The sequence below is a fragment of the Dyadobacter jiangsuensis genome (assembly GCF_003014695.1).
GTDB lineage: Bacteria > Bacteroidota > Bacteroidia > Cytophagales > Spirosomataceae > Dyadobacter > Dyadobacter jiangsuensis.
On sequence record NZ_PYAS01000007.1, the window covers coordinates 320,854 to 335,444 of the forward strand.

Below are 14,591 nucleotides of genomic sequence, written 5' to 3' on the forward strand. Positions count from 1 at the left end.
GAAAAATCAGGACTGAAAAACGGTTTTCATAAAAGCAGTATTGGCACTGAAATTACCTTTCACGTCGCGCGGCTTATTCGCATCGCGCGAGCGCTCGATCACGAGCCAGCCTTTCCAGCCCATTTTGTCGAGCGTAGCCTTCACTTTCTGCATGTCGAGCCGTGTATTGTTTTGAAGCCAGACACCGTCCTCATCGGTACAATGGATCTGGCAAATGCGGTTTTTACCCAAAATGCGCAGCTCGTCGCACAAGTCGCGGCCCTCTTTGAGCGGATTGGAAAAATTGAAATAGATCTGAATGCTTTTAGAGCCGATCTCTTTCAGCAGCTCCACCTCTCCTTTCGCATCCAGCGCAGTTTCAATACCGATCACCACACCGGCCTTCTCAGCCATTTTGCCTACCGTTTTCAGCCTTTCCACAATCGCTGGCCTCAGTTCCGGATTTTTAACCAGATCGCCCTGAATACCCAGCGGCAGAAATGCGGTTTTGATATTCATTTGTTTCATCGTCTCAATGCAGTCGCCCACCATTTTCTCTGCACCGTCGCGTTTGGCAAACGATTGTGCATAAAAACCGGTCATAGCCAGCGAACAGATTTCCAGGTTCAGCGCTTTGGCTTTATCGAGATATTGCTGCCGCACAGCCGGGTCGGCCAGCTTGTTGTCGAACGTCGGCCGGTCGCCCAGGCCGCCCATATCCACTTCCAGGCCATCGGCCCCGATTTCGCCTGCGAGAGGCAATGCACTGATTTTCTGCCTCTTCAAAATCATCAGATCGATCACCGCAATCTTGTACCGTGCTTTTTTCGATGTAATGCGCATTCCGGATATTTCCGATGCCCACGACGAAAACGGTGCTGCCACGATTCCGGCAGCGCAGACATTCAAAAAATTTCTTCTTTTCATGATTCAGAGTCAAATGGGCCACTGTTCCTCCACGATCGCCTTGCCTTTGAGCTTCGACGGGTCGATTTTCACGTGCTTGATGCGCTGCCGGCGCCAGGTGTAAACGATGTGAACCATCCCGTCGGCCGTCTGGATCACCGACGGGTACGAATACTGGCTGATCGGCGAATCTTCCAAAACCAATACCGCCTCCCAGTTTTTGCCGTCTTTGGAAACAGCCACATTCAGCGGGGTACGCGGTCCTTTCGGCTGACCAACCGGCGGTTTCACGTGGTTGTAAACGAGCAGCTGCCGGCCATCCTTCAACGTCACGGCGTCGGTACCCGAGTTGTTATTCGGTAACGTCGAGGGCACCACCTCCGACCAAGTCTTCCCCCCGTCTTTCGACCACGACTCCACAATCGAGCGGCTCTGGCTTCGGCACAGGATCTGCATATCGCCATTGGCATAGGTCAACAGGCTCGGCTGGATAGCTTTAACGGTTTTTCCGTCATTCAGCGGCCCAACCTTCCGCCAGGTCTTACCAAAATCGGGCGTCACCTCGAAATGCACCCGCCAGCCGCCTTCTCCCTCAGTACTCGACGGGCACCACAGCTCGCCATTCGCCAGCAGTACCGGTTTGTTTTTAATAGGCCCCAAAAAGCCTTCCTGCAATTCAGCCGGCTTCGACCACGTTTTGCCATTGTCTTTGGAGGTGATCAGAAATCCCTTCCAGCCCGGCACATTAGGCCCTACCTTGTAAAAAAGCATCAGCTCGCCCTTCGGTATCTGGTACAAAACCGGGTTCCAGCAGGCATAGCGCAGCTTTTCGTTCACAATGCCGTTCGCCACTTCTACGGGCGCCGTCCACTTACCGTTTTCGATACGGCTCACCCAGATACCCACATCGGGGTTACGCTCTTTTGTACCTCCAAACCAGGCTGCTACCAGCCCCGCGGGCGTCTCGGCAATGGTGGAAGCGTGGCTTTCCGGAAATGGCGCGGCTTCAAAAATGTTTTCATCGACGAGGATACCGTCTTTAAAGCTCTGTGCATCGACAGGCTGCGTCAAAAGAGCCGCGGTGCCGCATAGCAGCCATTTAAGCAATGTTTTTCGCATGGTTTTTTGCATTGGAATGTAGGTTAATGCAGGGTTTAAGGGTTAATTAAAATCTTTGAAATTCGCTCGGAGGAGCCCGCTTTTTGGCCGTTCACAAAAACCTGCAAGCCCCGGCCCTTTTTATAGTGGCTGCCATCGCGGTCCCAGAGAATGGTGAGGCGCTTGCCGTGGTAATGCACATCGTCGAGACAAAACCAGTCCCATTTATCCTGCGGTATGAGCGGGTTCACCTCGATTACCTCATCCGCACGCGGGCGCAGGCCGACGAGGCCGGTAATGATCAGGTCGTTGAACGTCGAATGGTTGTAGTAGCGGCTGCGCTCCTGGTCGCCTTTGAGCCAGTAACCGGTCTTTTCATCGAGGTATTCGCCGATGTAAGGCTTGCCACGGTAATACTGCGATTCCACATATTTTTCCAGCAATCCGAAATAGGTCGTATCCGCTACTACCGTGGGTTTCGGCGCATTCAGGCGATTGGCCAGGCCTGTCAGCGTCTGAGCGGTAGCGAAAGGCCAGACGGCACCGTCCCATTCGCATTGGCAGCAGCCATGTGTGCGAAATTCGGGGTGGCGACGCTCGGCGGTAGTAAGGCCGAATGGCGCCTGGAAGCCCGTCGGGTCCGACACCTGCCGCCAGGCCGCATCGTGCTGCTCATCCGGTAAATTGAAATACCACGGTACGAAGCCGATCGCCTCGCGCACACCCGCAAAAGGCCCTTTTCCGCGCTTCTTTACTGTTTCAAAAAAGGCGCTATCGGCATTCCATAACTTACTATCGATCAATCGCTTCAAAGTATCCGCCTTGCTTTCGTAAAGTCCGGCCATCGCCTGATCGCCTTTCAATGCCGCAATGGCCGAAAGCGCTTTGGCATTACCATACATATAACTGTTGATCGTGGGGCGCGCATTCTGCTCGCGACGGCCTCCGCTCAGCGATTCTTCCATGCCGTCTTTCACATCGGTCTGCCAGAAAAGCCCGCTTTCGGTTCGACGGTCTTTTTCCCAGGCTTTGTATTCCGAATCGAGGTCAGGAAGCATATCAAGCAGGAATACCTTGTCCTGCGTCACTTTATAGCGGTTGTACAATGCATCGGCGGTCCAGCTGCTGAAATTGAGCAGCTTTTTCATGCGTGCGCCGTTATTCCCCCGGAACCACACGTGTACATTATCATTCAGGTAACGCTGGTCGTGCAGCCACCTGCCTTCGTAAATATGATGGCCGAGGGCGCAACTGATCATATTGTACTGATCTGCGTAATTCCGGTCGACCAGAAACTCGGTGATCACAAACCCCTGCGGCGTGTTATGAATATGCTTCCGGTACGTCCACCAGCGGTAGTAGTAAATCTCCCGGAAATTATCCTGCGGACAGTCGAACAGCGGGATATTGGCCTTCATCCACTCCCACGACTGCGCATTCGGGATCGCATTCACCTTATTCTCATCCTCCATCCGGTTGAAATACGCCACGTGGTGCCGGTAGTCCTCCGCTTTCAAAACCGCAGGACCGGTCGCTTTTCTCGCACAGCCTGTCAGGCCCACCAGAGCGATGCCTATTACTCCCAACCCAATTTTTAAATACCCCATCATTTTTTCGAAAACCAATAAATCACCGGACCAGCTTCTTTGGAAGTTATTGAAACCACTTTTCCTCCTTTTATTTTTTCAGGTTTTCCCAACACGGCACCCGTTCGTGCATTAATACGCTGCATTTGATAATTCCCATTGAACTGCGTGAGATCCGCTTGCGAAACCGCATTATTCTCCTGGTAAATGACAAGCCCCTCGCCCGCTTTGGATAAAACATATTGCCGGTTATCCCGCGGCAGCAATTCCGATTGCCGTTCCGCACGCTCTTTCAAATCCACAGGCTCCATCGCGGACACTGCCTCCAAAAATCCCTTCGGCAATACGGGTACCGCACTGACCGAGCCACCGGCAAGCAGCACCGCCCAGGCATTTTGTTCCGCGCCATTCGCGTTGTAAAGCACGGCTTTCGTTGGATATTTCTTTTTGTATTCCAAAACCGCATTGTACACCGAACCGAACGACACCTTACCCACTTTCTGAATGCGCGCGTGCTGCCTCGGAGCCAGATTTTTGCCGCCTTCCGGCGCATAATCGGTACCATTTTCGCGGCGGTGCCAGTAGCGAATGTCGATGATATCCACCAATGCGGTATATTTCGGATCGGTCAGGATCGCGTCTTGCACATCTTTGGTCGTACTCAATGCTACCAAGGCATTTTGGGCCTTCTCCCGCTCCCATTCGCCGATCACATCCAGCCAAAACTGCACAAAATGCAACGGCCCCGTGTACTCGGCACTAATAAACTGGATCACACCGCTTTGCCCGGCAAAATTATCGAGACACTGCCGGATATAGGCCCGGTGCAATGCCCTGCGTTCGGGATTGCTGATGTCATAAAACTGATCAGCGATGAATATCCGCTTGTCGCCCGCGTAAGGTGGCGGTTCGGGGAAGCCGGGCTGATTGATATTGTTAGCAGTCCGCCAGGGGAAATCGGCATAATGCGCCCCCGCTTCGAGGATGTTGTGCTGGAAATAGTTTTGATGGTACAACAAAAGCCCCTTCTGATCGGCCAGTGATACAAACTCGCGCAGACGGTTCCAGTACCATTCGTTATAGTGCGTCAAATCATATTTGCTAAGGTTGTCCCAGGCGGCGCCCTGTCCGCTTCTGGCAAACGGCTGCTCGTAAAACGGCGGCCATGTTTCGCCGTCGATGCGGCGGACGCGTTCGTGGTCATCGCGTCGGCGATCGTACCAGAGGCCGTAATTATGGTCCACGACGGTGATGTGCTGTGCTTGGAGCGAGTCGGTCATTTCGGCAAGATCGTCGGTGAAGCCCTTGCCTGCGCGCCCAGGCACATAACGGGTAATGTGCGGCTTCGCGGCCCGCACGTCGTGCAGGCGAATGCTTCCGCGCCACCAGGGCACCTCATGCCGTGCGCCGGTTACCAATTCGTTGCCGCGTACCAGTCGTCCATTTCGGATCGTTAGCGCAGGCAGTGTGTGCGTGTTTTTGATTTGATTAAAATTGATTTCATCAATGGATTTCACTCGGGGAGCCACGGAGGAAACCTCCGCAGTAACGACCACTGTGATTGGGTTGCGCTGCACAGATTGATCGATCCAGTCGGCGAGCAAAACGGCGGATTGATGTGAACCCGCGACCAATGCAGCCGCCTGTTCGAGGCTTGGACTGCTGGACGCCTCGGTTTCTTTGGGTACGAGGAACGATTTAGCCAAAACCTGCTTGCCCAGCCGGTCGGAGAGCTGCGCGTAATACAAACTCCTGGGCTGGATATGCTCATTCACATTTTCCCAAAAACCATCACCGGCAAAAGCGGCCCACGCCCCGAATGCAAAGTTTTGCGTTCCCGGCGGTGCAAAATTCTCCATGCGCGACGCCGAGCATTGCCAGAACACCGAGTTAGCGGCCGTCCATCCGGCACCCTGCCCGTCCTGCCCACGATTTTTGAAACTCAATGCCTGGCCATCCACATTCACGATATCAAACAACACGCCGGAAGCCCAGCTATCGATGGCACCGCTGAAACCGTTCGGCAGGTGCGACTCGCATTGCACAAATGCATTCGGACCCGGCGCCAGGTAACCTGTGGCGAAATCATGCAAGCCATTTTCAGCATAACAGCGCTGGAAGAGCGTCTGCCCGCCCTGCGTAAAAAACGTGTTCCGCCGCTGCCCGGCAATTTCGGAAACCGGTTCCAGCGACTTGCAATCCTCGACCGTAATTTTCGACCCCGATTCGTAAACCGCCACCGCCGAGCCGGCTAGGTGCCTGAACGTAACCTGCCTTACCCAGGCGTTTTCAATATTTTCAAAAGTAACACCCATCCAGCGATGGTTCTCATCTTTGGAGTTATGCTGGTCAAATGTCGATTCGATGCGGAGGTTCTCCACGCCAACTTGACTAATGCGGCCCGTCCATTGATAAGGAACCACCAACCCGCCGCCCAGCTTCTCGTCCAACGCGGTGGTAATGGGCGCATCTATCGTAATGCTGTTGCCGGAAACGGCCGTTATCGTCCGGTCCCAGGTAACGTCCCGCTGCCCCGGCTTCCAGCCGAGCCAGCCGGTTTCACCACCAAATTCCTCCATTTTCAGACCCCTGATCCATTCCGCCGTCGAAGGCCGCACCACGCGAATGCGATCTCCCGGTTTCAGCGAACCTGCATTTTCAACCTCGAATTGCATCGCATTTACCGGAACATAGGCATCGGTAATGCGCAGTTTAGGTTTTAATACCACATTATCCTGCCCTACAACCCGGATCACCGTCTCCCGCGTCCGCCCATCGCCAAGCAATACCGTTCCATTCCCTCCCATTCCAGAGCCCCGCAAAACAACACCTGACTTTTTAATGACAACACCTGACAAAACCCGATGCGTACCCGCACCCAGCAACACCGCCCCCCGCAACCCGTTCGCATCGACAGGCAACCCGCCCACATAGTCGATCGCCGCCTGGATGCGCGCCGTGGCGTCATCCTCACGTGCAGGGACGGTTACGCGTATGGGCGCATCCGGGATCGCCTGCGCACCCGCCATGTAGCCCGCGTACGAGAAATCCACAATGCGGTTACCGAGCGAATCGGGAGCATATGCGAGCCGCCCATCTTCGGCCGGGACAACTGGTGATGGCCTTTTAGGTTTCTTCTGACCAAATGCAATGGGTATCAAAAGAAAATACAATCCTGCCAGCGACAGGATCGTATCGAATTTCATCACCTTAACCAAGTTTCTGAGTTTGTCCAATGGAGTACTATTTTTGGCCGCCTTTCAGCGATGCCAGGGTATCGTGGTTATTTTTAGGGTTTTTCCAATCCATTTTCTTCTTCGGATCGATGCCGTTGATGAATTTCTCGATATTGGAATAACCGTCCCCGCTCATGTCTTTACGGGCATCCGACGGGTCTTTCGGGTTCAAGCCGTATTTGATTTCCCAGTCGTTCGGCATGCCGTCGTCGTCGGAATCCTCGTAAGGCGTGCCCTTGTATTCGGGGTAACCTCCTACCTGCGAAATGTCGGTGATAATGCCGTTTTTGTAGGAATCAATCGGCAGGCGGCGATGCTCAAACTGCTTCTCCGGCAATTTTACATTATCCAGCGGATTGATCTTTCCTGTACGTACCTGTGTCGTCACGCGCGCATCCACGGGGTCGCGGCGCGGGAGCGTGGCACCTGCATTCGCGATCACATAATCGAACGACTCTTTTGCGGTCATGATCGGGAATGTCGGCATCGGAAGCGGCTCGTGCCATTTGATATTATCGGTGTATTTGCCTGCATTCGGCTGATCTTCCACCTGCACGCCGCCATCCCAGTTGTTTTTGGTGACTTTGTCGTAACCTTCCATAATGTTGCCGCTCACGTAGGCGCGGCCGTAAACCTGGTATTTCAGCTTGCTCCGGCCTGCTTCCGGTTTCAGAATGCGGTAGCCGATCGGCGAGTCCTTCGGTGTTTCGGGGCCTGGTTTGAAATAGTTGTTTACAATATTATACATCGCCCGGTAGTCGCCGCCGTCGATAGACCGGTGCACCCAGTTGAACACCACATTGTTGACAAAATTGAATATCCCAAACCAGCCGATAGACGGGTTGCGGCCCGCATTATTCGCCCAGAGGTTGCGCATGAACGTGCAGTTCTCGCCGCCCAATGTGCTGCCGAAAGCGTGGTTCCAGGTATCGAGTGTTTCGGAGAAAATCGAGTTCTGAATGGTAATGTTCACGGTCGGCAGCTTCTGTTCCTGCGCGCCGGTGCTGTCGTTGTACATATGCCGGTACATCGACATGTTTTCGTCCAATCCCCAGCTTGCCGACACGTGGTCGATCATGATGTTGCCGATCGGGTTGCCGCCGATGGAATCGTCGCGGCGGCCTACGAACGTTTCGCCGCGCCGGAAGCGCATGTGGCGGATCACCACGTCGTGCGTATTGATCCACACACTCTCGCCCGCCACGCAAACGCCGTCGCCCGGTGCCGTCTGCCCTGCAATGGTAATGTACGGCGCACGGATGATGAGCGGGGTTTTCAAACGGATAATCCCTGCCACATTGAACACGATAATACGCGCTCCGCCTTTCTCACAGGCATCGCGCAGCGTTCCCGGACCACTATCCGCCAGGCTTTTCACCACATACACCTGTCCGCCCCGGCCGCCGAAACTGAATGCACCACCACCCTCGGCACCCGGAAACGCCGGAATGTCGGACTGCGGCAAATCCACCGGACGCGCCGCCCAGGGAATGTAGGGCTTCCCTTTTTTGGCTTCCGCTTCAATGACCGGCAATGCTTTCTGCCAAGCGATTTCAGATTTGCGCTCGGCCTCCGCGAGGAGTGAGTCGCTCGTTTTCTTCGCGGCAGCGGGGATTTTCGGATACTGGGCGAAGGCGACCGGGGCAAGAAGCAGGCCCGCTAATGCCAGTTGGAGTGAATGTTTAGGGATAGGATTCATATTTGTTTTACGTTTACAATTCTTGCGGTGCGCTGCACCTGATGCGTTTCTGTTACGGCCTTCTTATCTACAAATATTACGGCGCTCTGCGCCTTGTCGTGAAGGCGCAGAGCGCCGTAATATTTGTAGCAGATAAATAGCCATCGGTTAATGACGAGGTGCAGAGCACCGTAATAATTGTAGATGCATCGGAATGATTGTGATGTAATGCACCATGATGATTAACCGTCATATCAATACCGTTAATCATTTCAACGGGTCAAACGTCCCCGATGGCCAGCCAACGTTCTGTTCGAGCCTTGGGTTATTGGTCAATGCCTGCTGCGGGATCGCGAAGAAGTAATACTCAGGCTTCCAGTTCACGAGGTATTTGGTATCCAGTTTTTTAGGTACGATTTCCATATAGTTTTTGTAAACAGAATCAAGGTTCATGCCGTCGCGTTTTGCTGCGAAATCGTCGGGGGCCGATGATTTCAGATTGATGGTCACCCCGTTACGGCTTTTGCCGTTCAGTACCGTTTCGAATTTCTTCCAGCGGCGCAGGTCGTAGAAGCGCTTGCCTTCAAATGCAAGCTCCACTTGCCGCTCGTGCAAAATAGCTTCAAACATTTCCGCACGGGACATTTGTGGGTTCAACCCATAATACCCATCTGCACCCGGTTCGATACCGGCACGTTTACGTAAAGCCGTCAGCTGCGCGTAGGCTTCATCCAGTTTGTTCACACCGCAGGCAGCTTCGGCCATATTGAGCATCACCTCCGCATAACGCATTTCGATCCAGTCCGTACCGGCATTGGCAACTGCGCCTGCTGCGAGGTTCGGGTCGATAGCCTTACGCACGTAGAAGCCGGTGGACGTGGCCTTTTGCTCGACGGTTTTATTGTTTACAAAATACGTCCACAAACGATAGTTAGGATTACCATTGATGGTCCAGGTAGCACCGTTGAACGCGATGGTCTGGCTAAAACGCGGGTCGCGGTTCTTATAGAAAAGCTGTGCATCGTAACCCGAGCCTTTTTCCTCGATATTCTTGCCGGTTTTCATTGGAAACGCTTGCACGACTTCCCAGGTAGGCTGGTTGGAACCGCCCGCCGTACCAAGGTAAGAAGGCCGTGTATTGTTATCCCAGGTCATGTTCTTGTTGATCTGGTCACCCACCTTATTATTGTAACAGGCCACCCAAACCGCCTCGGGGTTATTCACCTCCTGGAACCACAGGTCGCTGAAACTGCTATGCAGCTTGAAGCCGTTCGCAGAAAGCAGCTCCATCGCCTTTTTGTTGGCATCATAGGCAGCCTGCCAACGCTCGGTGAGGTCGTTGGGATTATGTTGCGGGCTCGCATAATGCAGGAGAATGCGGCCCTTGAAACCGGCCGCGGCACCGCTGGTAATGCGGCCCCAGTCGTTGGTATTGCTCCAACGGCCCGGCAAGCTGGCAATGCTGTAATCCAGGTCCTTCACGATCAGCGCAATGCTTTCCGAAGTGCTGCTGCGCGGAATGGCTGCTTCTTCCTTCGCCTCCTCCCCCACACCTTCGAGCGGTTCGAGCACCATCGGCACGCCGCCGTAAAGCTGCACCAGGTCCCAGTAGCGGAACGCGCGGAAGAACGTCACTTGCCCCATCAGGCGTTTCTTGGCATCTTCACTCAAACCGCCGGTCGGCAGCTTGGCCAGGAACTGGTTGATAGAACGGAGCTTACCGTAATTATTCGTCGCATTCACGCCGATCCCGAAATCCTGCACGGTATTTACCTGCACCGTACCTTCGAAAAACCGGCTCTCACCGCCGATTTCATCGGTACATTTCAGAAAATCGCCTGTCGGCCAGGTAGGCAAGTTCTGGTCATACACATAATCCACATAACCTTTGGCCAGCAGGGTATCGTTGAAAACCTGCTCCTCATTGAAGGCCGAAAGGTCTGTTTTGTCGAGTATATTTTCGCAGCCGGTCAATGCAAGACCGAGAAATGCGGCTATTATCCAATGCTTTTTCATCGCTGTACCGATTTTTAGAGTGTAAGGTTTAATCCCAATGACCACGTGCGCATCTGCGGGTACACGTTATAGGCGCCCGAGGCAGCCTTGTAGTCGTAGGGGTTGAAGAAAGTGATCGGGTTCATGCCCACACCAATGATTTTCGCCGAGCTGATCCCCAATCTTTTCGCCACATTCTGGCTCAGCTGGTACGACACATTGAGGCTGCGCATGTTGAATGCGAATGCATTGCGGAACCAGAATGACGACACCATCGAATAGGTCTCTTCCCAGTAAGGGTCGGGGTATTTTGCATTCGTGTTTTCAGGCGTGTAATGATCTGCCCAAAAAACGGGGCGGGAAACATCCTTCGCAGCCTTCTTGCGCGCGTCACCATCCACAATCCCCTGTCCGCCGAAAGAACCGGCTGTGACTACGTCCACTTTAAATCCTTTGAACCCGAAACCGAACGACAGACCGAACGTGTAATGGTTATTCTCCTTTTTGGTCAGGTACTCCTGGTCGTCCTCGGTGATCTTACCATCCGGGGCGGCATAGGTGCCGTCGGTCTGGCGCGGGCCGCGGATATCCTGGTAATAGAGCATTCCCGGCTTCGGCGCATAACCCATAATGGTGTAATCCGGGTTCTTTTCGAGGTAACGATCCACCTCTTCCTGCGAACGGAACATACCGAGGTAGCGGTAGCCCTGCAAACCGCGGTCGCTCGACCGGCCGGTCGGATCCTGCCAGCTGCCGCGGTTGGTGGCAGCAACATCCACGAGGATGTTCTTGTTATCGCTCCAAGCAAGGAATGCGCCGATGTTGTAATCGATATTCTTGCCGATGCGGTCGCTCCAACCGGTTGCAAATTCCAGACCGAACGAGTTTACGGTTTCATAATTCTCGGCTGGCATGACCGAGCCAATCGTGAGCGGCACCGACGAGGCGAGCGTAGTCAGCAAATTATAGCCGTGGTCGTGGTAAGCATCGATGGTGGTCGACAGACGGTTGTTCAGGAATGCAGCGTCGATACCGACATTCTTTTTGGTCACGTCATCCCAGCGACCGAAGTAGTTAGGCAGCTTTTCGAGTTTGATACCCACCGTGCGGTCGCTGTTGCCGCCAAACACCGCACCATTGGAAGCCTGCGGCGTGTAGCGTTGCAGCCATTGCCAGGCCGCCGTGCGGTCGCCGCCCAGGAAACCTATCGACGCACGCAGTTTCAGGTTGTTGATGAAAGGTAATTTTTCACGGAAAAAGCGTTCTTCGGACATCACCCACCCTGCCGAAAGCTGCGGAAATGTACCCCAGCGGTATTCCGGCGCAAATTTCGTGGAAGCATCGCGGCGGAACGAAACCTCGAACAAATAGCGGTCGGCGAAGGAGTAGTTCAAACGGCCCACATAAGAGAGTATCCCGCTCTCATTCGCCGCATTCGGACCAATGTCTTTCGCACCAAATGCCGACATCAGGTAATCGTTACCACCTTCGAAAATCCCTTCCTTCATGGTAGCAATGCTTTCGGTATAAATCTCCGATTGCTCCACCAGCGCCAGCGCGCTTACCGAATGCCGACCGAAATCGCGGGCGTAACTCAGGTTGAAGTTCAACTGGTAACCGTCGGTATAGCCGGGGTTGAAGCGCAGGCGGTCGCCGTTGTTCAGGCGCGTGGGCGCATTGGGCGTGCCTCCGAAGATGTGCTTGTTTTCGCCCAGCATCGAGAAGCCATATACCTTATAATAGGTACCGAACTGCTTGCCCCAGTCGTTGCCGAGGTTCTTGTTGTACACCGTGCGGAGTTTCAGGCCGCGGATGAATGGCACATTGTATTCCAGATATGCATTTACATTCAGCACCACATTGCGGGAGCGGGTGTAGTTGTTCAGTTTTTGTGCCTCGAAAAAATGGAAACCCGTTGCACCCGAGCCGCCCGGCAGCAATACCGGCAGACCATCCACATAAGGCGGAATGAACTGCGGCGTGTTGAGCAGGTTCGTCACGTCTTTTTCCACGTTCTCGCCGCCTTGTTTGAGGTAAAACAGCTTGTTGTCGGACAAATTACCGCTTACGCCCAAACCTACTTTAATGTGCTTCGTCACGTTCACGTCGGCGCTCGCGCGGAAGTTCCATTTCTTGTAGCTGATGTTATCGACATTCCCGTTCTGCGCGAAATAGGTAGCGCCCGCGAAAAACGTTGCACGCTCGGTACCACCGCTGATATTCACCGCATGCCGGGTGTTCAGCGAAGGCTTCCAGGCCATATCAAACCAGTTGTTATTGTTGTTTTTGAAATATTCGAGCTCGTCGGGCGAGTAATATTCCGGATCGTTGGCTGCCAGGCCGCGGCTGCGGTTGAAATCGTTGAGATAAGTGGCCAGCTGAACGCCATTCATCATTTTGGACTTATAGGCAGCATCCGAAACGCCCACGGTCGTCGTGTAGCTGACAGTCGGCTTACCCGCTTTCCCGCGCTTGGTACGCACGACCACAACACCTAATGCCGCACGCGCCCCATACACGGCGGCCGCGCCATCTTTCAAAATCGACAGGTTTTCGATCTCGGAAGCATCCAGCAACTGGAAATCCGCTTCCGAACGGATCACGTCGTCGATAATGTAGAGTGGCGAGTTGCTTCCGCCGTCTTTGGACGCTTTCGTAGGGTTACGGATTACGATAGACGCAGGCGTGCCCGGCCGCGCCGTACCACCCGAGATATTGACGCCCGGCAGTTTCCCTACCAGTGCGGAAGAAATATCGCCCACGGGCAGTTCGTCGACGTCCTTCATTTTCACCGTCGCGACGGCGCCTGTCAGGTGTGAGCGTTTCTGCTCGCCATAACCTACCACCACCACATCTTCGAGTGCTTTCACATCCGGTTCGAGCACCACCGTGAGCGAGCCCCGGTTGGCCACGTCGATCGTCTGTTTCACAAACCCGACATAGCTGATAATCACGTTAGCGCCGCTTTCCGGCACATTCAAAGTAAACTTTCCCTCGGCGTCGGTGGCCGTTCCCGAGTTGGTCCCCGAAATCAGGATCGAAACCCCAGGCATCGGTTCCTTCGAAACGCCATCGATCACAACACCTTTCAGTACGCGGTTCTGCGCGTGAGCGGCCAAAGCCGTCAGCAGCAGGGTGAAGATGAGTAGAAGTGGTTTTCTCATGTAATTGAGTCATTTAGAATATAACTATTTCAAGACATTCGCCGGATTTCATTGATAAAGTCCAATTGAAACCACGATCAAGTCTATTTAAGCCCCTCATTGCAGGCAAACATTTGGCAAGATTTATTTCTGCACACGATACCGGGAACGTTTGCAGTGGGTAGTAGAAGTTCTACCCAAACACATGTTAGTGTAAAATCGACACATTTTCGATTATTTACTTTTGAATAAAAATTGAAAAACAATCGAAGTATATATTGCACTATTCAAATACAATACCCTGGTATGGCTACGGGTAATCGTAACGGTTTGAAAACGCTTCGAAGCAACCCCGGATCACAAACACCTTATCAAGAATCGGTATAAATCCAAATTTCTATACCCCAGGCACAAAAAGCAGGCAAGCCGTTGAATCCGTCCCGGAAGCTGTGTATGTTTGAATGTGCGCTACTTAGAAGGGTTATGGTGAAGCAAAAAGTCTATCGAAAACACATACAACTTACTGAATTTCAAATCAAAAGACTATACGAACTCAGCGAGTTCGACGGGGTCGATCCGGCGGAGCATGCGATGCGTGCCATCGACGCCTATCTGAAATCCAAGAAGACCGACGTGCCCCTGAAAAGCCAGGCGCAGATCCGCACGAAAGTAAAAGATCAAAGCAACGATCCGCAGATCGAAGGTGCGGTATGGGTATCAGGAACCGTGAACCAGTACGAGTTTTCGGCATTAATCCTTAAAACGCCCGCCAAAACGGCCATGGAAAAAGGTCGAATCTCGAAACTATCCATCTGGGATCCGGCGGTGAGGAAAGCGACGAACAACTTCATCGGCGCTTGTATCGTCAATTACGACCGCGGCTGGGATATCCGCCCGAGCCGTCGCGCGGAAGTCTATTACCATCCGGTAAAGGCAATGCTCGACGAATTCATCGCCGCTCACTAAGCGC

The 14,591-nt window shown here is 53.5% G+C and carries 8 protein-coding genes; 1 reads left to right on the forward strand and 7 read right to left on the reverse strand.

Annotated elements, in window-relative coordinates:
- Positions 1-6: 6 nt before the first annotated feature.
- The 7 genes from CLV60_RS16530 to CLV60_RS16560 form a co-directional block, all read right to left on the reverse strand.
- Complete coding sequence (locus CLV60_RS16530) at positions 7-906, reverse strand: sugar phosphate isomerase/epimerase family protein (RefSeq protein WP_106596474.1); 900 nt, start codon at positions 904-906, stop codon at positions 7-9.
- Between the two features lie 9 nt (positions 907-915).
- Entirely contained in the window at positions 916-2,004 is a 1,089-nt protein-coding gene (locus CLV60_RS16535; RefSeq protein WP_106596558.1) for a sialidase family protein, read from the reverse strand.
- Positions 2,005-2,039: 35 nt separating this feature from the next.
- Entirely contained in the window at positions 2,040-3,593 is a 1,554-nt protein-coding gene (locus tag CLV60_RS16540; protein WP_229211001.1) for an MGH1-like glycoside hydrolase domain-containing protein, read from the reverse strand.
- Complete coding sequence (locus CLV60_RS16545; RefSeq protein WP_106596561.1) at positions 3,590-6,775, reverse strand: DUF6298 domain-containing protein; 3,186 nt, start codon at positions 6,773-6,775, stop codon at positions 3,590-3,592. Before CLV60_RS16545 ends, CLV60_RS16540 begins: the two co-directional genes overlap by 4 nt.
- A 37-nt stretch (positions 6,776-6,812) precedes the next feature.
- Positions 6,813-8,504 carry a pectate lyase family protein gene (locus CLV60_RS16550; RefSeq protein WP_211302244.1) on the reverse strand — a complete coding sequence of 564 codons (1,692 nt, stop codon included), beginning with the start codon at positions 8,502-8,504 and terminating at the stop codon, positions 6,813-6,815.
- Between the two features lie 246 nt (positions 8,505-8,750).
- Positions 8,751-10,499 (reverse strand): RagB/SusD family nutrient uptake outer membrane protein, encoded by a 1,749-nt coding sequence (locus tag CLV60_RS16555; protein ID WP_106596475.1) that lies wholly within the window; start codon positions 10,497-10,499, stop codon positions 8,751-8,753.
- Positions 10,500-10,513: 14 nt separating this feature from the next.
- The gene (locus CLV60_RS16560) at positions 10,514-13,642 is read right to left on the reverse strand and encodes a SusC/RagA family TonB-linked outer membrane protein (protein ID WP_106596476.1); all 3,129 of its coding nucleotides are present in this window, start codon (positions 13,640-13,642) and stop codon (positions 10,514-10,516) included.
- 462 nt (positions 13,643-14,104) lie between these two features.
- On the opposite strand from CLV60_RS16560, the gene CLV60_RS16565 reads away from it, so the two are divergent.
- On the forward strand, positions 14,105-14,587 hold the full coding sequence (locus tag CLV60_RS16565) for a DUF7678 domain-containing protein (protein WP_106596477.1): 483 nt from the start codon (positions 14,105-14,107) through the stop codon (positions 14,585-14,587).
- Positions 14,588-14,591: the final 4 nt, after the last annotated feature.